The sequence below is a fragment of the Allobosea sp. RIT-PG3_2 genome, from assembly GCF_057321085.1.
Genome location: NZ_JBXWCA010000002.1, coordinates 347563 through 365900, shown reverse-complemented (window position 1 = coordinate 365900; position 18338 = coordinate 347563). Strand labels below are relative to the sequence as shown.

The 18338-nt window shown below is 66.8% G+C and carries 11 protein-coding genes; 9 read left to right on the top strand and 2 right to left on the bottom strand.

Translation table 11 applies throughout. The features are described 5' to 3' along the window. Nucleotides 1–44: 44 nt before the first annotated feature. The 8 genes from AC2FAN_RS07460 to AC2FAN_RS07425 all read left to right on the top strand — a co-directional run bounded on the left by AC2FAN_RS07460 (nucleotide 45) and on the right by AC2FAN_RS07425 (nucleotide 11759). Nucleotides 45–1511 carry a DUF1800 domain-containing protein gene (locus AC2FAN_RS07460; RefSeq protein ID WP_485173262.1) on the top strand — a complete coding sequence of 489 codons (1467 nt, stop codon included), beginning with the start codon at nucleotides 45–47 and terminating at the stop codon, nucleotides 1509–1511. A gap of 5 nt (nucleotides 1512–1516) precedes the next feature. Next, nucleotides 1517–2767 carry a DUF1501 domain-containing protein gene (locus tag AC2FAN_RS07455; RefSeq protein ID WP_485173261.1) on the top strand — a complete coding sequence of 417 codons (1251 nt, stop codon included), beginning with the start codon at nucleotides 1517–1519 and terminating at the stop codon, nucleotides 2765–2767. Between the two features lie 120 nt (nucleotides 2768–2887). Continuing rightward, nucleotides 2888–4423 (top strand): CYTH and CHAD domain-containing protein, encoded by a 1536-nt coding sequence (locus AC2FAN_RS07450; RefSeq protein WP_485173260.1) that lies wholly within the window; start codon nucleotides 2888–2890, stop codon nucleotides 4421–4423. 196 nt (nucleotides 4424–4619) lie between these two features. Continuing rightward, nucleotides 4620–6089 carry a M81 family metallopeptidase gene (locus AC2FAN_RS07445; RefSeq protein ID WP_485173259.1) on the top strand — a complete coding sequence of 490 codons (1470 nt, stop codon included), beginning with the start codon at nucleotides 4620–4622 and terminating at the stop codon, nucleotides 6087–6089. A 103-nt stretch (nucleotides 6090–6192) separates the two neighbouring features. Continuing rightward, entirely contained in the window at nucleotides 6193–7794 is a 1602-nt protein-coding gene (locus AC2FAN_RS07440) for an ABC transporter substrate-binding protein (RefSeq protein WP_485173258.1), read from the top strand. A 133-nt stretch (nucleotides 7795–7927) separates the two neighbouring features. Continuing rightward, a complete protein-coding gene (locus AC2FAN_RS07435) occupies nucleotides 7928–8869 on the top strand; it encodes an ABC transporter permease (protein ID WP_485173257.1) in 942 nt (313 codons plus the stop codon). A 13-nt stretch (nucleotides 8870–8882) separates the two neighbouring features. Then, nucleotides 8883–9761, top strand: a complete 879-nt coding sequence (locus AC2FAN_RS07430) for an ABC transporter permease (protein ID WP_485173256.1) — start codon at nucleotides 8883–8885, stop codon at nucleotides 9759–9761. 135 nt (nucleotides 9762–9896) lie between these two features. Next, nucleotides 9897–11759: an ABC transporter ATP-binding protein gene (locus AC2FAN_RS07425; RefSeq protein WP_485173255.1), complete on the top strand. Its 1863-nt coding sequence runs from the start codon at nucleotides 9897–9899 to the stop codon at nucleotides 11757–11759. A gap of 41 nt (nucleotides 11760–11800) precedes the next feature. Here AC2FAN_RS07425 and AC2FAN_RS07420 read toward each other — a convergent pair whose 3' ends face one another. Both AC2FAN_RS07420 and AC2FAN_RS07415 read right to left on the bottom strand, forming a co-directional pair. Then, nucleotides 11801–14962, bottom strand: coding sequence for an efflux RND transporter permease subunit (locus tag AC2FAN_RS07420; protein WP_485173254.1), 3162 nt, complete (start codon nucleotides 14960–14962; stop codon nucleotides 11801–11803). A 4-nt stretch (nucleotides 14963–14966) separates the two neighbouring features. Further along, a complete protein-coding gene (locus tag AC2FAN_RS07415) occupies nucleotides 14967–16127 on the bottom strand; it encodes an efflux RND transporter periplasmic adaptor subunit (RefSeq protein WP_485173253.1) in 1161 nt (386 codons plus the stop codon). A 511-nt stretch (nucleotides 16128–16638) separates the two neighbouring features. On the opposite strand from AC2FAN_RS07415, the gene aspT reads away from it, so the two are divergent. Further along, the gene (aspT, locus tag AC2FAN_RS07410; protein ID WP_485173252.1) at nucleotides 16639–18327 is read left to right on the top strand and encodes an aspartate-alanine antiporter; all 1689 of its coding nucleotides are present in this window, start codon (nucleotides 16639–16641) and stop codon (nucleotides 18325–18327) included. Nucleotides 18328–18338 lie beyond the last annotated feature (11 nt).

Genomic DNA, 18338 nt, shown 5'->3' with positions numbered 1-18338 from the left:
GTCGCTGCCGATGCTGTCGTTCGTGATCAGCGGAGGCCGATGGCATGGCGGAGTCGGGCGATCCAAAGGCGGGGGCCGTCGCCCTCCAGCGCTTCGGCCTCGGGCCGAAGCCGGGGCAGGGCGAGGCGATGCGCCGGGAGGCGCGGGACCGCCTGCTCGCCGAGATCGACGCCGGCCCCGTCGCGCAGCCGCAGGGCGTGCCGTTCTCGGGCGCGGCCGAGATCGGCAAGGCACTCTACGCCTTCGAGGATGAGGAAAAGCGCGAGCGGGAAGCGAAACGCCCGGCCGCGCAGCAGCCCGCTCCGGGCATGCAGGTCGCGGCTGCGATGCAGGGCGAGGCTCAAGCCGACGCGGCCCGGGGCCAGATGGCGCCGCCGCCCAAGCCGCCGAACGAGCCGGCGCTGCCCTACCGCACCTATCGCGACGAGGTGAAGGCGCGTGTCGCCCTGGCGCTGGCCGCCGAAACTGGTCTCGGCGAGCGGCTGACCCTGTTCTGGTCCAACCATTTCTGCATCGGCGCAACCAAGAGCAACATCTGCCGGATCATGGCGGGCGCCTATGAGCGCGAGGCGATCCGCCCGCATGTCTTCGGGCGTTTCGAAGACATGCTGGTCGCGGCCGAGAGCCATCCGGCGATGCTCGACTTCCTCGACAACCGCCAGTCCGTCGGTCCCAATTCGGCGGTGGGCCGGCGCCAGCGGCGCGGGCTCAACGAGAACCTCGCGCGCGAGATAATGGAGCTGCACACGCTCGGCGTCTCCGGCGGCTACAGCCAGGCTGACGTCACCAATCTCGCCCGCATCATCACTGGCTGGACGGTGGTGGGGCGCGAGGGCGTTCTTGGCTTTCCCGGCTCCTTCGCCTTCAATGCCGGGTTGCACGAGCCGGGCGTGACTCCGCTGCTCGGCCGTTCCTACGATCAGCCGGGGCGTGCGCAGGGCGTGGCGGCGCTGACCGATCTCGCCCGCCATCCCGCGACCGCGCATTTCATCGCGACGAAGCTCGTGCGCCATTTCGTGGCTGATGATCCGCCGCCGAAGCTGGTCGATCTCCTGGTCGCCACCTTCCGCCAGAGCGGCGGCGACTTGCCTTCGCTCTACCGGGCGCTGATCGGCAGCAATGAAGCGTGGACGGCGCCGGCGACGAAGATGCGTTCGCCGCAGGAGTTCCTGCTCGCCTCCTATCGGGCGCTCGACCGCCAGCCCGATTTCGGCCAGATCAACGGGCCTTTGACCGCGATGGGGCAGCCTTTCTGGCAGCCTTCGGGTCCGAACGGCTACGCCGACGACAACGCCGCCTGGGCCTCGGCCGAGGGCGTCAAGACACGCATCGACGTTGCCGCCGGCTGGGGGCGGCAGGCGGCGAATGCGGTGCCGGATCCGCGCAGCCTGAGCGAGGACATCCTCGGGCCGATCCTCTCGGCCGAGACGCGGCAGGCGGTGGCGCGGGCCGAGAGCCGGCCGCAGGCGCTCGCGCTCCTGCTGATGTCGCCCGAATTCCAGCGGAGGTGACGGTGATGGATCATCACGACGACGATGATGACTGCGAACGGATGACGCCGTCACGGCGCGCCGTCCTCGGCGCCGCAGGCGCGCTCTTCGCCTGGTCCTTCGTGCCGAAATTCGCCTATGCCGCGGCGGGCGCGCGCGACCCCCGCTTCCTGCTGGTGGTCCTGCGCGGCGCGCTCGACGGTCTTTCGGCCGTGCCGCCGATCGGCGACCCCGGCTATGCCGACCTGCGCGAGGGCATCGCGCTCGCCAAGGATGGACCCGACGCCGCGTTGCTGCTTGACGGCTTCTTCTATCTGCATCCGGCGATGCCGAATCTGGCGCGGCTCTACCGGCAGGGCCACGCCGCCATCGTCCATGCCGCCGCGACCGGCTACCGCGAACGCTCGCATTTCGACGGGCAGGACGTGCTGGAGAGCGGCCAGCCCGGCCCGGGACGGACCGCTTCGGGCTGGCTCAACCGTCTGCTCGCCGGCCTTCCGGCGGGAGAAAGCGTTGCGCGCAAGGGCTTGCTCGGCGTCGGCGTCGTGCCGCCGCTGGTGGTGCGCGGCGAGGCGCCGGTGCTCGGCTGGGCGCCGCCGCGCATGGCGCGGGCCGGCGCCGACCTGACGATGCGGCTCGCCGATCTCTATGGCCAGCGCGATCCCGGCCTTGCGGCGGCGCTGAGCCAGGCGATCGAGACGCAAAGGCTGGCGCAGCAACGCGGCATCGACGGCAAGATGGGTGGTGGCGGCCCGGATACGGCCGATGGCATGCGACGCATCGCAGAGGGGGCTGCCGCGCTCGTCGGCGCCGATGACGGGCCACGCATCGCCGCGCTGGCCTTCGAGGGCTGGGACACTCACGCCAACGAAGGCGGCGCCAAGGGCCGGCTGGCGACGCTGCTCGGCGGGCTCGACGGTGCCTTCGCCGCGTTGGAGCAGGGGCTGGCGCCGGTCTGGAAGGATACGGTGGTGATGGTCGCGACGGAGTTCGGCCGCACGGCCGCGGTCAACGGTACGGTCGGCACCGACCATGGCACCGGTACGGTCGCGTTCCTCGTCGGCGGGGCGGTCAAGGGCGGTCGCATCATCGCCGACTGGCCCGGCCTGAAGCCGGAGCAGCTCTACCAGAACCGCGATCTGAGGCCCACGACGGATATCCGCGCCGTGGCGAAGGGCGTGGTGGCCGATCTGTTCGGCCTCTCCGGGCCGGTTCTGGCGGAGAAGGTGTTCCCGGACACCGGCGATCTCAGGCCGATGCAAGGTCTGGTGGTGTGACGGACAGGCCCGCGCCGACTCGCTTTTGGGGCGAGCCCCGCTGCGACCGGGTTCAGTGCTATACTGGCGTGAGACAAGAGCGCCCCGTCCTTGTCTTCACCGGGAGCGCCAGGTCAAAGCATGACCGACCCGAAGGAAGTCGAGCTCAAGCTGGTTTGCGATGCGGCGGACTTGGCCACGCTGCGGCAATGGCCGCGTTTTGCCGCGGCTGAGGCGAGAAGCGAGGATCGGCTGGAGTCGATCTATTTCGACACGCCGGAGCGCCTCCTGCAGGAATGCGGTTACGTTCTGCGGGTGAGGCGGACGAAGGATGGCTACGTCCAGACCGTGAAAGCCGGCGGCGACGGCCTGATCGAGCGTCCAGAATGGGAGGCGGCGGTCGGCGGCCCCGAACCGGATCGCGACGCCCTGGACAAGACGCCGCTGGCGAAGCTGCTTGGCAGGAAGGCGAAGCTCGTCGCCTTGTTCACCGTCGCTGTCGAACGCGCCACCTGCCTGATGGAGCATGGGAACTCGCAGATCGAAGTCGCGCTGGACCAAGGGCGCGTCACGAATTCTCGCGGGGAGGACGGCGCTGAGACCGCCGCCATCAGCGAGATCGAGCTGGAGCTGAAGACCGGAACGGCTGGCGACCTCTTCACGCTTGCGCGCGAAATCGGCGCGCGCGTGCCGGTCCGGCTCGGAGTGGCGAGCAAGTCGGAGCGCGGGTTCGGCCTGATCGACGGGCAAGCTGACCGGGTCCGCAAGGCCGAGCCTGTCGCCCTGTCGGAGGACATGTCGGCGGCCGATGCCTTTCGTGCCGTCGCCCATGGCTGCCTGCGCCAGTTCCGGCTGAACGAGGACATCCTGCTCGATCGGCGCGACGCGGCCGCCCTGCATCAGGCCCGCGTTGCGGTGCGCAGGCTGCGTTCGGCGATGTCCCTGTTCAAGGATGTGCTGGACGACGACCGGCTCAAGGACATCAAGGCGGGATTGAAGCGCCTGTCGGAGCCTTTGGGGCGAGCCCGGAATCTCGATGTCTTCCTCTCGGAAACGCTGCCGACGGAGAGGTCCCGACATCCCGACCAGGTCGAACTCCTCAACCTGGAGAAGCATCTCGAAAGCCAGCGCACCGAAGTCTACCTTGCCGTGGACGAGATGCTGCGTTCGGAGGAATGGCGGCATTTCCTGATCGATCTTGTCGCGTGGATCAACGCCGGCCCGTGGCTGTCCGAAGCGAACGCCGCCGAGCGCGACCAGGCCGTCCTGCCGTTCGCCTCGCGCCAGCTCGACAAGCGCAGGCGGCAGGTCAGGAAGCGTGGCCGGCATCTCGCGGCGTTGGACCCGGAGGAGCGGCACCAGGTCCGGATCGCCGCGAAGAAGCTGCGCTATGGCGCCGAGTTCTTCGCTGGTCTCTACGAGGGCAAGAAGGAGCGGAAACGCCGGAAGGCTTTTGCATCGGCTCTTGCGAAACTGCAGGACAGCCTCGGCACGCTCAACGACATCGCCTCCGGCCATCGGCTGCTCGAACATGTGGCGGGTTCGGATGCCGGCGGCTCCGTCCAGTTCGCCGCGGGGTTGGCGACGGCGGACATCGGCGCGAAGGAGCGGAAGCTGCTCGCATCCGCCGTCGGGGCGCATGAAGATCTGGTCGAGCTCCGGCCGTTCTGGCAGTGAGCGGATCGTTGCGGGCAGGGAACGCTGCGTGCCGATGGTGGACCGCGCGCTGGTGAGCGATCGCAGCCGGGACGCTGCCATCGTGCTCGAATTATGTGTCGCCATGCTGCATGCGCAAAACTTCATGGTTTGCACTGCGGCTTGACTCTGGCTTCCCGGCCAATCGAACATGGCGAGACATTCGGGAAGGTGACCTATGCGCCTGTTCGCTGCCTCGCTCGCAACCGAAACGAACACCTTCTCTCCCATTCCGACATCCCGGGCCAATTTCGAGGCCTCGGCCTATTTTCCGGCGGGCCAGCATCCCGATCGCGCCACCCATTGCACGGCGCCGTTATACGTTGCGCGGCAGCGGGCCGAACGCGACGGCTTCGAGCTCGTCGAAGGCTCCTGCTTCTGGGCCGAGCCGTCCGGAACCTGCGCCAAGGCCGACTATGAGGAGATGCGCGACGAGATCCTCGCCCAGCTCAAGGCCGCATTGCCCGTCGACGGCGTCCTGCTCGGATTGCACGGCGCCATGGTCGCGCATGGCTATGACGATTGCGAGGGCGACATCCTCGATCACGTCCGCGCCATCGTCGGCCCCTCCGTGCCGATCGGCGTCGAGCTCGATCCGCACTGCCACCTGACGGAGAAGCGCGTCCGCCTTGCCGATGCGATCATCCTCTACAAGGAATATCCGCATATCGACTTCGTCGAGCGGGCGGAGGAACTCGTCGATATCATCCTCGGCACCGTGCGCGGCCAGATCAGGCCGGTGATGTCGCTCTATGACTGCCGCATGATCGAGCTGGTGCCGACGACGCGCGAGCCCGGACGCTCCTTCGTCGATCGGATGAGCGCGCTCGAAGGCAAGGATGGCGTGCTCTCGGTTTCGCTGGCGCATGGCTTCCAGCAGGGAGACGTGCCCGAGATCGGCACCCGCGTTCTCGTCGTCACCGACAACGACAAGGCGACGGGCGATGCGCTCGCGGCGAAGCTCGGCGAGGAGTTCCGTTCGCTCAAGGGGCAGTTCGCCCCGCCCGTCGTTCCGCTCGACGAGGCGCTCGACCGTGCCCTCGGCAGCGCGGCCAATGGCCCCAGCGTGATCGCGGATTCGACCGACAATGCCGGGGGCGGCGCCGCGTCCGACAACACCAACATCATCCACCGCCTGCGCGAGCGCGGCATCCGCGACGCGGCGATCGGGCCTGTCTGGGATCCGGTCGCGGTCGAGTTCTGCCTGACCGCCGGCGTGGGCGCCACCATCCCGCTGCGCTTCGGCGGCAAGGCGGCCTCGACCTCCGGCACGCCGGTCGACGGCGAGGTGACGGTGCTCGGCGCCATCCGCAACGGCACCCAGAGCTTCGGCACCGCGAAGGTGCCGATCGGCAACGCGGTCGGCATCCGCATCGACGGCATCGATGTCGCGCTCCTCTCGCACCGCACGCAGGCGCTGGGGCTCGAGATCTTCACCAGCGTCGGCATCGAGCCGACGCAGAAGCGCATCGTCAGCGTCAAGTCGACCAACCATTTCCACGCCGCCTACGGACCCATCGCCAGCGAGGTGATCTACACCGATGGCGGTGGCCCTTCGCATCTCGACGTGCGCAAATACCCCTACCGCAAGATCAACCGGCCGCTCTGGCCGCATGATCCGCTCCCGCCGGGCCGGCTCGTCGTCTGACGCCGCATGCACCGGATGGACCAGGAGAATTGATGCCATGACCCGATGAGGGCCAGACGAGGCGAATGCCCGCGGCTCGATCCACAACGAGGAGGAGAACGACATGAACACGACACGCCGTCGCTTCGTACAGGGCGGGCTGGCCACCGGCGCGATCGTCGCCGCTCCGGCCACGATCCGCGCCCAGACCACGCCTCCCGTGGCGCGCACCATCCGCGCCGTCCTGCATGGCGATCTTCGCGTCTTCGATCCGATCTGGACGACCGCGAACATGACCTCCTACCACGCCGGCATGGTCTACGACACGCTGTTCGGCGTGAACGACAAATACGAACCGCAGCCCCAGATGGTCTCGAAATGGTCGCTCTCGGACGACCGCAAGACCTATAGCTTCGAGCTGCGCGACGGTTTGCGCTTCACCGACGGCACGCCGGTCACGGCGAAGGACTGCGTCGCCTCGATCCGGCGCTGGGGCGCCCGCGACGGCGGCGGCCAGCACATGATGGCCCGCCTCGCCGACACGCCGGTGAAGGACGACAAGACTTTCCAGATCGTCATGAAGGAGCCTTACGGGCTCGTGGTCGAGTGGCTGGCCAAGGCGGCCACCAATGTCTGCTACGTCATGCGCGAGAAGGAGGCGCAGACCGACCCGAACCAGCAGATCAGCACCATCCTCGGCTCCGGGCCCTTCCTCTTCAACGAGGGCGCCGTCGTCCAGGGCCAGCGCTACGTCTACGACCGCAATCCGAACTATGTGCCGCGTTCGGAGCCGGCCGTCTTCACCGCCGGCGGCAAGGTGGTGAACGTCGACCGCGTCGTCTACGAGAACATCGCCGACGAGGCGACGGCGATCGCCGCGATCCGCGCCGGCGAGATCGACATGATCGAGTACCCCAATGTCGACCTGCTCGACTCGCTGGCCGGCGAGAAGGAGATCAAGCTCGAGGTGCTGAACAAGCAGGGGCAGCTCGGCTGGGCGCGTGTGAACTGGCTCCATCCGCCGTTCAACAACGTCAAGGCCCGCCAGGCGATGCTGCACCTGATCCACCCTACCGAGGTGATGAAGGCGACCTTCGGCGACGAGAAGTATTTCCGCGGCTGTTCCTCGCTCTTCGGCATGGGAACGCCGATGGAGAACGACGCCAATATCGACTGGTTCAAAGGCGCGCCAAACATCGAGAAGGCGAAGCAGCTCGTCAAGGAATCCGGCTATGACGGGCGCCCGGTCGTGGTGCTGCAGGCGACCAACATCGCCTATATGAACAACGCCGCCAACCTGATCGCGCAATGGATGCGGCAGGCCGGCTTCAACGTCTCGCTGCAGGCCTCCGACTGGGGCGCGGTCGTCACCCGCCGCGCCGTCAAGGCAGCGCCGGACCAGGGCGGCTGGAACGTCTTCTTCACCTCCGGCTCGGTCAACGCCTTCGGCAATCCGGTCTCGCTCAGCGGCCACGCCGCCAATGGCGAGAAGGGCTGGTTCGGCTGGCCGACCAACGAACTGCACGAGCAATTGCGCGACAAATGGGCCGGAGCCTCGACCGACGCCGAGCGCAAGCAGATCGCCCGCGATATCCAGCAGAACGCCTGGGATTTCGTGCCGCATGCGTATTTCGGCCAATGGTTCCAGCCGGCGGCCCTGCGCAACCTGACGGGCCTGATCGGCATGCCCGAGCTGATCCCGTTCTGGAACGTCAGAAAGGGCTGAGCGCCCTGCCGAGCCCTGCATCCGATCTCCGGGACCCGCCATCGGCGGGCCCCGGCCGCGACGTCGCCTTTCGCGGGCGATCGCGCGGCTGCGGCCCGCGCAACGACCTAGCCGACGGAGGACGACCGGAGCCATGCTGAGCTATCTCGCACAACGCCTGGCATCGACCATTCTGGTGATGACGCTGGTCGGCATCTTCGTCTTCCTGCTGCTGCATCTTTCGGCGGGCGACCCGGCCGCCATCATCGCCGGCGACTACGCCACGCCGCAGCAGATCGTCGCCATCCGCCAGCGCCTCGGCCTCGACGATCCCCTGCTCGTCCAGTTCGGGCGCTGGGCGCTGCGCGTCGTGCAGGGCGATCTCGGCGTCTCGATCTTCTCCAGCACCCCGGTCTCGACCCTGATCCTGCAGCGTCTGGAGCCGACGCTGTCGCTGGCCGTGCTGACGATGCTCTTCGCCGTCACGATCGCGGTGACCTTCGGCGTGCTGGCGGCCTGGAAGGCGGGCCGCCCCATAGACCGGCTGTTGATGGGCTTTTCCGTGCTCGGCTTCTCGATGCCGACCTTCGTCGTCGGCTACGGGCTGATCTACATCTTCGCCATCGAGCTGCGCTGGCTGCCCGTGCAGGGCTACCGGCCGATCCTGGACGGGATCGGCCCCTGGTTTCTCCACCTCATTCTGCCGACAGTGACGCTCGGCCTCGCCTATGTCGCGCTGATCGCCCGCATGACGCGCGCCTCGATGCAGGAGGTTCTGGAGGAGGACTATATCCGCACCGCCAACGCCAAGGGCGTCCCGGCGCGCACCATGCTGATGAAGCATGCGCTCAAGAACGCCGGCGTGCCGATCATCACCGTCATCGGCATCGGCGTCGCGCTGCTGATCGGCGGCGTGGTGATCACCGAGACGGTGTTCAATATCCCCGGCGTCGGCCGGTTGGTCGTCGATGCCATCTCGAAGCGCGATTATCCGATCATCCAGGGCGTGATCCTCGTCTTCTCCGGCGTCTACGTGCTGATCAATCTGGCGGTCGATCTGTCCTATTCGCTCATCGATCCGCGCATCCGGCATTGAGGGAGCGCGACCGATGACCGTGATCACCGCTCCGCCCGTCGTTCCGTCCTCCGGCAACCAGATCGCTCGCCTCGGCCGCTTCGCGCGCCGCAACCCGACGGTGCTGCTCGGCGCCGCCCTCCTGATCTTCTTCCTCGGCGTCGCCATCGTGGCGCCGCTGATCGCCGGCGATCCGATGATGAAGCTGCCGACCCGGCGCCTGCAGCCGCCGTCGCAGGCCCTGTGGTTCGGCACCGACCACCTCGGCCAGGATGTCTTCGCCCGCACCGTCTACGGCGCACGCGTCTCGCTCATCGTCGGCTTCAGCGTCGCGACGATCTCGATCCTCGTCGGCCTGACGATCGGCCTCTTCGCCGGCTATTACCGCTGGTTCGACGGTATCGTCATGCGGCTCATGGACGGGCTGATGGCGATCCCCGCGATCCTGCTGGCCATCGCCATGGTCTCCCTCAACCAGGGCAGCATCGGCATCGTCATCGCAGCGATCTCGATCCCGGAGCTACCGCGCGTCGTCAGGCTGGTGCGTTCCATCGTGCTCAGCGTCAAGGAACTGCCCTTCGTCGAGGCCGCGATCGCCTGCGGCGCGCGCACGCCCCGGATCCTGTTTCGCCACATCATGCCGAGCACCATCGCCCCCCTGATCGTGCAGGCCACTTATATCTGCGCCTCCGCCATCCTGGTCGAGGCCTCGCTGTCGTTCCTCGGTGCCGGCGTTCCGCCGGAAGTCCCGAGCTGGGGCAACATGATCGCGTCGAGCCGCCTCTATCTCGCCCGCGCACCCTGGACGATCTTCTGCCCGGCGATTGCGCTGGCGCTGGTGGTGCTGGCGGTGAACCTGCTCGGCGACGGCCTGCGGGACCGGCTCGATCCCCGTCTCTCGCGGCGATTATAGGAGCTTAATACGGGTTTCCGCCGCCGTGAACCCATAGCTCCACTCCATCCCGGCCTGCGCAGAGTATGGCTCGGTCGGTGCTCTCAGGCTGAAAGAGGGCACGGAGTCGCGGACTTCGGCAATCCAGGATCGAGAATGGTTTTCATCGCGCCTCTGGCTTCTGCCAGGACGACGCTGCTTCAGCGCTTCACGACACTAGCGCGGCTGCCGCGCCTGCTGCGAAGCCTCTGGACGGCAAGTCCCGTCCTGGTGTCGGCGGCGATCGTGCTGCGGCTGCTGCGCGCGGTGCAGCCACCGCTCGTGCTGTTCGTCGGCAAGCTGATCGTCGACGAGGTCGTGCTGCAGGCGGGAATGCCGTCGCCGGGGCCCGCTCTGGCCGACTGGCTGGCGAGCGGGCGCCTCTCGGCGCTGGCCGAGTGGCTCGCGCTCGAATGCGTGCTGATGGTCGGCGCGAACATCCTGCAACGCCTGAGCACATTGACGGAGGGGCTGCTCTCCGAGCGGCATGCCAACCGGCTCGGCATCGACCTGATCGAGCACGCCGCGCGGCTCGACCTGATGGACATCGAGTCCAGTCAGGCGCAGGACAAGCTGCTGCGCGCACGCATCCAGACGATAAGCGGTGGCGGCCTGCTCGGCCTGATGCTCGGGCAGGTCCAGAGCGTCGTCACGCTGATCGCCTTTCTCGCGGGGCTGATCTTCTACGCGCCGGTGCTGGTCTGCCTGCTCGTGCTGGCGCTGCTGCCCACGCTGCTCAGCGAGGCGTATTTCAACGAGAAGACCTATGACTGGAGCGTCGCCACCACGCCCCAGCGCCGGCAGATGGAATATGTCCGCCATGTCGGCTCGGTCGCGGATCTGGCCAAGGAGGTCAAGCTCTTCGGCCTCGGCGGATTCCTGGCGGATCGCTTCGGGGCCCTGGCCGAGACGCCGTTCGTCGCGCGGCGCAGGCTGGCGATCAGCCGCGCCGTCTGGGGCAGCCTGTTCGGCGCGGTCGGCTCGCTGGCCTATTACGCGGCCTATGCGGTCCTGGCCTGGCGGGCCGTGCGGAGCGAGATCAGTCTCGGCGATCTGATCTTCCTCTCCGGCTCGCTGCTGCGCCTCAACGGGCTGTTTGAAGGTCTGATCCTCGGCCTGACGCAGATCGCCTCGCAGGCGCAGTATCTCAACGACTACTTCTTCTTCATGGACCTGCGCTCGTCGATGCCGAACGCGGCGCGCCCGCGCGCCTTTCCGTCGCCGCTGCGGCAGGGCATCGTCTTCGAGGATGTCGGCTTCCGCTATCCCGGCAAGGACGGCTGGGCGGTGCGCCATCTCAGCTTCGTGCTCAGCCCCGGCGAGACGCTCGCTCTGGTCGGGGAGAACGGCGCGGGCAAGACCACCATCGTCAAGCTGCTGACCCGGCTCTACGATCCTGTCGAGGGCCGCATTCTCGTCGATGGCATCGATCTGCGCGAGATCGACCTTGACGAACTGCGCAGCCATGTCGGCGCGATCTTCCAGGATTTTGCGCGCTACAACATCACCGCGGCGGAGAATATCGGCATCGGCCGTGTCGCTGCCATCGATGATCGGCCGAGGATCGTCGAGGCCGCGCGGAAGAGCCTGGCCGACCCGCTGATGGGCAAGCTCCCGATGGGATACGACCAGATGCTGGGGCGCAGTTTCGCGCAAGGGATCGATCTCTCGGGCGGTGAGTGGCAGAAGATCGCGATCGCGCGGGCCTATTTCCGCGACGCTGATATCCTCATCCTCGACGAACCGACCGCTGCGCTGGATGCCCGCGCCGAGGTCGAGATTTTCGAGCGCTTCCGCAACCTGAGCCGATCGACGACCGCGCTCCTGATCTCGCACCGCTTCTCGACCGTGCGCATGGCCGACCGTATCATCGTGCTGGAAAACGGCGCGATCCTGGAAAGCGGCGATCACGCCGCCTTGATGGCGCTGGGCGGGCGCTACGCCGAGCTGTTCTCGCTCCAGGCTGCGGGCTTCCAGTAGCCGGAAGTATCCCGCTCAGGTCGGAGCATCCGGCGACACCGTCAAACCGTGCCCTTTTCCACCGCGGGCGCCGCGAGTTCTTCCTTCGGCCGGGTCGATGGCCGCAAGCGCTCGCGTAGCGACTGGAAGACCACGTAGAGCGCCGGGATCACGAAGATGCCGATAAAGGCCGCTGCGAGCATGCCGCCGAAGACCGGTGTCGCAACATTGCGCCTGGCGAGTTTCGCCGGCCCCTCGGCGATGACGAGCGGCAGCAGGCCGAGGATGAAGGCGAAGGAGGTCATCATCACCGGGCGGAAGCGCAGGCGCGCGCCCTCGGTCGCCGCGTGCAGCAGCGGATGTCCCTTCTCGCGCAGCTCCTTGGCGAACTCGACGATCAGGATGCCGTTCTTGGCGGCCAGGCCGATCAGCACGACGATGCCGATCTGGGCGTAAAGATCGAGCGTCAGCCTCCCGATCACGATCGCGACGAAGGCTCCGAGCACGCCGACGGCGACAGAGAGCAGCACCGGGACCGGGATCGTCCAGCTCTCGTAGAGCGCGACGAGGAAGAGGTAGGCGAAGAGCAGCGCGAAGGCGAGGATGATCGAGGTCTGCCCCTCCGCCCGCTTCTCCTGGAACGAGACGTCGGTCCAGGCACCGCGATAGTTCGGCGGCAGCGTCTTGGCGGAGACCGCTTCCATGGCCGCCAGCGCCTGGCCGGACGAAACACCGGGTGCGGGCGAGCCCTGCAAGGTCACGGCAAGGCGGTTGTTGTAGCGGATCAGGGCCTGCGGCCCGACTACTACCTTGGCCTCGACGAAGCTGCGCAGCGGGATCATGTCGCCGGCGCGGCTGCGGACATTGATGCGGTAGATGTCGTCGAGCGAGGCGCGATCGGCGCCATCGGCCTGCACCTGCACCTGCCAGGTCCGGCCGAACAGGTTCATGTCGTTGACGTAGTAGCCGCCGAGCGAGGCCTGCAGCGCCTGGAATACGTTGGTCAGCTCGACGCCGAGGATCTGGACCTTGTCCCGATCGATGTCGAGATAGATCGACGGGGCCGAATCCGAGAAGGTCGAGAATACCCGCCGCAGCTGCGGGTCCTGATTGGCGGCGATGGTGAGGCCGCGCAGCGCCCGGCCGAGCGCCTTGGGATCGGACGTTCCCATATCCATCAGCACATAGCTGAAGCCGCCGCCGCTGCCGAGGCCGATGATCGGCGGCGGGCCGAGCGGCACGACATTGGCGTCGCGCACCGCCCGCAGCTTCTGCGAGAGGCGGGCGATGACAGCCTGGGCGGAATCGTCGCGGCTCGTCCGTTCCTCGAACGGCTTGAGGGAGACCATGACGAAGGCGGCGTTGGGCTGGGAGTAATTGTCGAGGAAGTTCAGCCCGATGACAGTGGAGTAGTCGGCGATCGCGCTCTCGCTTTTGAGGATGCCCTCGACCTGCGCCATGGCCACCGACGTCCGCCCGATGGAAGCTCCGTCGGGCAGCTGGGCGACGACGAAGAAGGCGCCCTGGTCGTCGTCCGGCAGGAAGCCTGTCGGCGTGATCCGGCCCATCGCATAGATGCCGGCGCCGAACGCCGCGGTCAGCGCCAGGCTGACGAAGGCGACCCGCACGAGCCGCGCGACGGCGTTGCCGTAGCGGTCCCGCGTCCAGTCGATGCCGCTCATGATGCGGGCGATCGGCCCGCGCCGCGGCCCGTGCTGGGGCTTCAACAGGACGGCGCAGAGCGCCGGCGAGAGGGTGAGCGCGTTGATGGCGGACAGCACCATCGCGACCGCCACGGTGACTGCGAACTGCCGGAACAGCTCGCCAGAAATGCCCGGTATGAAGGCGACGGGAACGAAGACCGAGAGCAGCACCAGCGTGATGGCGATGATCGGCGCCACGATCTCGCCCATGGCTTTCTTCGTCGCCTCGGCCGGGGTGAGCTCCGGATGTTCCTCCATCACGCGCTCGACGTTCTCGATCACCACGATCGCGTCGTCGACGACGATGCCGATCGCGAGCACCACCGCGAGCAGCGACACCGTATTGGCGGAATAGCCGATGGCGTTGAGGACGATGAAGGCGCCGATCAGGCTGACCGGCACGGCGACGGTCGGGATCAGCGTCGCCCGGATGTTGCCGAGGAACAGGTAGACGACGAGCACGACGAGAACAAAGGCCTCGAGCAGCGTCTTCTGCACCTCGTGGATCGTCGCCGTGACGAAGGCGGTCGGGTCGTAGGTGACCTTCCAGGCCAGTCCCTCGGGGAAGGATTTCGAGAGGTCGCCCACCGTCTTCTTGACGGCGTCGAGCGCGGCGATCGCATTGGCGCCGGGCGATTGGTAGACGCCGATCAGGACGGCCGGGCCGCCGTTCAGCCTTGTGTCGCGGTCGAGATTGGCGGCGCCGAGTTCGAGGCGCGCGACATCGGACAGCCGCAGGATCGAGCCGTCCGCATTGGTGCGCAGCACGATCTTGCCGAACTCCTCGGGCGTGCTGAGCCGGCCCTTGGTCTGGATGTTCAGCTGCAACTGCTGGTCATCCGAGATTGGACGGGCGCCGATGCGTCCGACGGCCGCCTGCGCGTTCTGGGACTGGATGGCGCTGATGATGTCGCCGGTCGTCAGGTTGAGGCCGGTCAGGTTGTCGGTGCGGATCCAGGCCCGCATCGAATAATCCTGGGCGCCGAACAGCGCCGCGTCGCCGACGCCCGCCGTCGAGCGGATCGAGTCGAGCAGGTTGATGGTGACGTAGTTAGAGACGAACAGCGTGTCGTAGGTGTTCTTCGGCGCATAGACCGCGATGACGCCGAGCAGCGCCGAGGACTTCTTCTTCACCGTCACGCCGTTGCGCTGCACCTCCTGCGGCAGCTTCGACAAGGCGATCTGCACGCGGTTGTTGACGTTGACGCTGTTGATGTCGGGGTTCGTGCCCAGCTCGAACGAGACGAGCAGCGAGTAGCTGCCGTCATTGCCGCTGACGCTCTTCATGTAGAGCATCTTGTCGGTGCCGACGATCTGGGCTTCGAGCGGCTGGGCCACCGTCTGCTCGATCACAGCCGCCGAGGCGCCGGGATAGGAGGTCGTCACCGAAACCTGCGGCGGCACGATGTCGGGATACTGCGCCACGGGAATCGCGAAGAGCGAGAGCAGGCCGGCGATCGTGGTGACGAGCGCGATGACGATGGCCAGGCGCGGCCTGTCGACGAAGACGGAGGTGAACATCGGCTCAGCTCCGGCCGGCCGGCGGGGGCACGGGCGAGGCGAGGACCGGCGTTCCCGCCCTGAGATTCTGCAGCCCCTCGACGACGATCTGCTCGTTGCCGGCCAGACCCTGTTCGACGACGATATAGGCACCGGCCTCGGCGCCGATCTTGACGCGCTTCACCACGGCCTTGCCGTCCTCGACCGCGAAGACATAGGCGCCTTGCTGATCGGCGATCAGCGCCGATTGCGGGACCAGCACCTTCTCCTCGCTCTGATCGGCCTGGACGGTGACGCGCACCAGCGTGCCGTCGATGAGCTTTCCCTCGGGATTGGCAATCTCGGCGCGCACCAGGACCGTGTCGGTGGCGCGGTCGACCGAGACATCGACGAAATCGACGCGCCCCTTCTGGTCGTAGCTCGATCCGTCCGCGAACCTGATGGTGACGAACGGGGCGCGTGTCTCGGCTGTGACGGCATTCGTCTTCAGGCCGAGGAATTCACGCTGGCTGACCGGAAAGGTGACATACATCGGATCGCCGCTGACGATCTGCACCAGCACGCCGCTATCGGGGCCGACGACGTTGCCCTTGGTCAGCTTCGTCCGGCCGATCCGGCCGGAAATCGGCGCCGTGATCTCGGTGTAGCCGAGGTTGATCTGCGCCGTTTTCAGATTGGCTTCCGCAATGGTCTGATTGCCTTGCGCACTCTTCTCCTCGGCGACGCGCTGGTCGCGGACGGCGACCGAGCCGGCGCTGGTGCGCAGGAGCTCCTCGGCGCGCTGGCGCTGCACGATGGCGTTCTGCAAGGTTCCCTGCGCCCCTTCCAGCGCGCCCTGCGCCTGCTCGACAGCCGCCTCGAACGGCGCGCGCTCGATGCGGAAGAGCGGCGTTCCCTCCTTGACGATGGCGCCGTCCTTGAACAGGACTTCGTCCAGATAGCCGGTCACGCGGGCGCGGATGTCGACGCGATTGACGGCCTCGACGCGGCCGACGAAATCGGCGGTCCGTTCGATGGCGCGCTTCTCGGCTGCGACCGTGCCGACCTGGACCGCCGCCGGGGCGGCTTGCTGCGCCGATGCAGGGGCGATGGGGGCGATTACGAGCCCGCCGGCCAAGGCAATTACTATGAGGTAGGCAAGTCGGGTACGGGATTTTTCGTTCGACTGCTGCGAAAACTCAGGCATCCGCTTCCCCTTGCCGCCTCGTATCGCGCCGGCTTCTCCTGGGGCCGCCAGCGCGAGGCGATACTGAGTGTTTTTCTCCCGCGGCGCTACAACATTGTTGAATACTTCTCACACGTCCGCTTCTTGCCTGCTATTCGCGTTTCCCATGAGTTTCTCGAAGCGTGCGAGGGCAAATCTGTCGAGGCGGCGACACCTACGGCGACGCCCGAGGCTGCTTTCCGTACCGTCCTGAACATATGTGTGACGAGCGTATCTTATGTATATTCTAAATATAGATCGAAATTCGAGTTTCGCTGTCTGGCCTCGAGAACGGATATTGTTACGATTTATTTTCAATTTTTCGAATTAAAATTTATATCAAGTTCAACTTCAGATTGATGGTTGCATCGCGGAAAACGCTCCCGATGTTGAACCTTGAGTTGCATAAGAATTCCAGTTTAGAGTTCGGCATTCTCCTTTCGGTTCATCCATTTTCCAACGTGCCAGATTTCCGAGATTCAGGAGTAGGTCCGTGGCGGCGCTATCGTCGATTTTTCATCAATCCCCTGAAATAGCTCTCTTTCTGTCATTGGCAGCCGGCTATTGGATCGGGAAGTTCCAGTTCGGGAAATTCCAGCTCGGCGGCGTTGCGGGCTCCCTGCTAGCCGCCGTGCTGATCAGCCAGGTCGGTGTCACCATCGACAACGGCATCAAGTCGGTGCTGTTCGCGCTGTTCATCTACGCGGTCGGCTTCGAGAGCGGGCCGCAATTCTTCCGGTCGCTCGGGCGGCAGTCGATCCGTGAGATCGTCATGGCGGCGGTGCTGGCGCTCAGCGGCCTCGCCACCGTCGTCATCCTCGCCAGGATGTTCGGGCTCGACAAGGGCCTCGCGGCCGGCATCGCGGCCGGCGGGCTCACCCAATCGGCGATCATTGGCACGGCGAGCGCCGCCATCGGCAAGCTCGGGCTCGCGGCCGACGAGGTCCAGCGCCTGCAGGGGAACGTCGCCGTCGGCTATGCGGTGACCTACATCTTCGGCTCCTTCGGCGCGATCATCGTCTGCGTCAACATCCTGCCCTGGCTGATGGGCCGCAGCATCCGCGACGACGCCATGAAGGCGGAGGCCGAGATGCTCGCCGGCATTCGCGTCTATGGCGCGGGCGAGCATCCGGCCGCGCCGGATCTTGTGGGGCGCCTCTTCAAGGTGGAGGGCGTGGCCGGCCGCACGGTCGCCGAGGTCGAGGCGCTCGCGGGCGGCTCCTCCATCGTCATCGAGCGGCTCAAGCGCGCCGGCTCGGTCATCGGTGTGGAGCCGGATCTCAAGCTGATGGCCGGCGACACCGTCCTCGTCGTCGGCCGTCGCGCCGGCGTCGTCGGCGTGGCCGGCCAGATCGGCCCCGAGCTCCAGTCTTCCGAGGGTATGGACCTGGTCGTGCTCAACCAGGACGTGGCCATCGCCAACCGCGACTTCATCGGCAAGACCGTGCAGCAGATCAGCGAGGCGACCGCCGGAAGCCTGCGCCACGGCATCTATGTCACCGGGCTGCAGCGGGCGGGAAAGCCGCTGCCGCTGAAGCCGGACACCGTCATCGAAGTCGGCGATGTCGCGACGCTCTATGGAACGGCCGAGGACGTCCAGCGTGTGGCGAAGGTCGTCGGCACCGTCCTCGTCGCCAGCGACAAGACCGATTTCGTCTTCCACGGCGTCGGCCTCGTCGTCGGCCTGCTGATCGGCCTGCTTGTCGTTCGGATCGGCGATGTCCCGCTGACGCTCGGCAGCGGCGGCGGCGCGCTGCTCTCCGGTCTGGCGTTCGGCTGGTATCGGAGCCGCAACCTCGCCATCGGCAACATGCCCACGGCAGCCTCGACCCTGCTGCGCGATCTCGGCCTCGCCGGCTTCGTCGCGGTGGTCGGGCTTCAGTCCGGGCATCAGGCCGTCACCACCATCGCCCAGAGTGGCCTGTCGATCTTCCTGATCGGCGTGGTCGTGACGATCCTGCCCATGATCATCACCATGCTCGTCGGGCGCTATATCCTGCACTACGACAACACCGCGATCTTTGCCGGCGCACTGTCTGGATCGCGCAGTGCCAACCCCGCCTTCGGCGAGGTTCTGGACAAGGCCGGGAACTCCATTCCCACCACCCCCTTCGCCATCACCTACGCGTTGGCGAACGTTTTCCTGACCCTGCTTGGCCCGCTCGTCGTGGCCTTCGCCTGATCTGATCGAGG

Excerpts from the sequence above, each read along its gene's own strand:
- AC2FAN_RS07460 (WP_485173262.1), top strand. The coding sequence starts at position 45 with ATGGCGGAGTCGGGCGATCCAAAGGCGGGGGCCGTCGCCCTCCAGCGC.
- AC2FAN_RS07455 (WP_485173261.1), top strand. The coding sequence starts at position 1,517 with ATGGATCATCACGACGACGATGATGACTGCGAACGGATGACGCCGTCA.
- AC2FAN_RS07450 (WP_485173260.1), top strand. The coding sequence starts at position 2,888 with ATGACCGACCCGAAGGAAGTCGAGCTCAAGCTGGTTTGCGATGCGGCG.
- AC2FAN_RS07445 (WP_485173259.1), top strand. The coding sequence starts at position 4,620 with ATGCGCCTGTTCGCTGCCTCGCTCGCAACCGAAACGAACACCTTCTCT.
- AC2FAN_RS07440 (WP_485173258.1), top strand. The coding sequence starts at position 6,193 with ATGAACACGACACGCCGTCGCTTCGTACAGGGCGGGCTGGCCACCGGC.
- AC2FAN_RS07435 (WP_485173257.1), top strand. The coding sequence starts at position 7,928 with ATGCTGAGCTATCTCGCACAACGCCTGGCATCGACCATTCTGGTGATG.
- AC2FAN_RS07430 (WP_485173256.1), top strand. The coding sequence starts at position 8,883 with ATGACCGTGATCACCGCTCCGCCCGTCGTTCCGTCCTCCGGCAACCAG.
- AC2FAN_RS07425 (WP_485173255.1), top strand. The coding sequence starts at position 9,897 with ATGGTTTTCATCGCGCCTCTGGCTTCTGCCAGGACGACGCTGCTTCAG.
- AC2FAN_RS07420 (WP_485173254.1), bottom strand. The coding sequence starts at position 14,962 with ATGTTCACCTCCGTCTTCGTCGACAGGCCGCGCCTGGCCATCGTCATC.
- AC2FAN_RS07415 (WP_485173253.1), bottom strand. The coding sequence starts at position 16,127 with ATGCCTGAGTTTTCGCAGCAGTCGAACGAAAAATCCCGTACCCGACTT.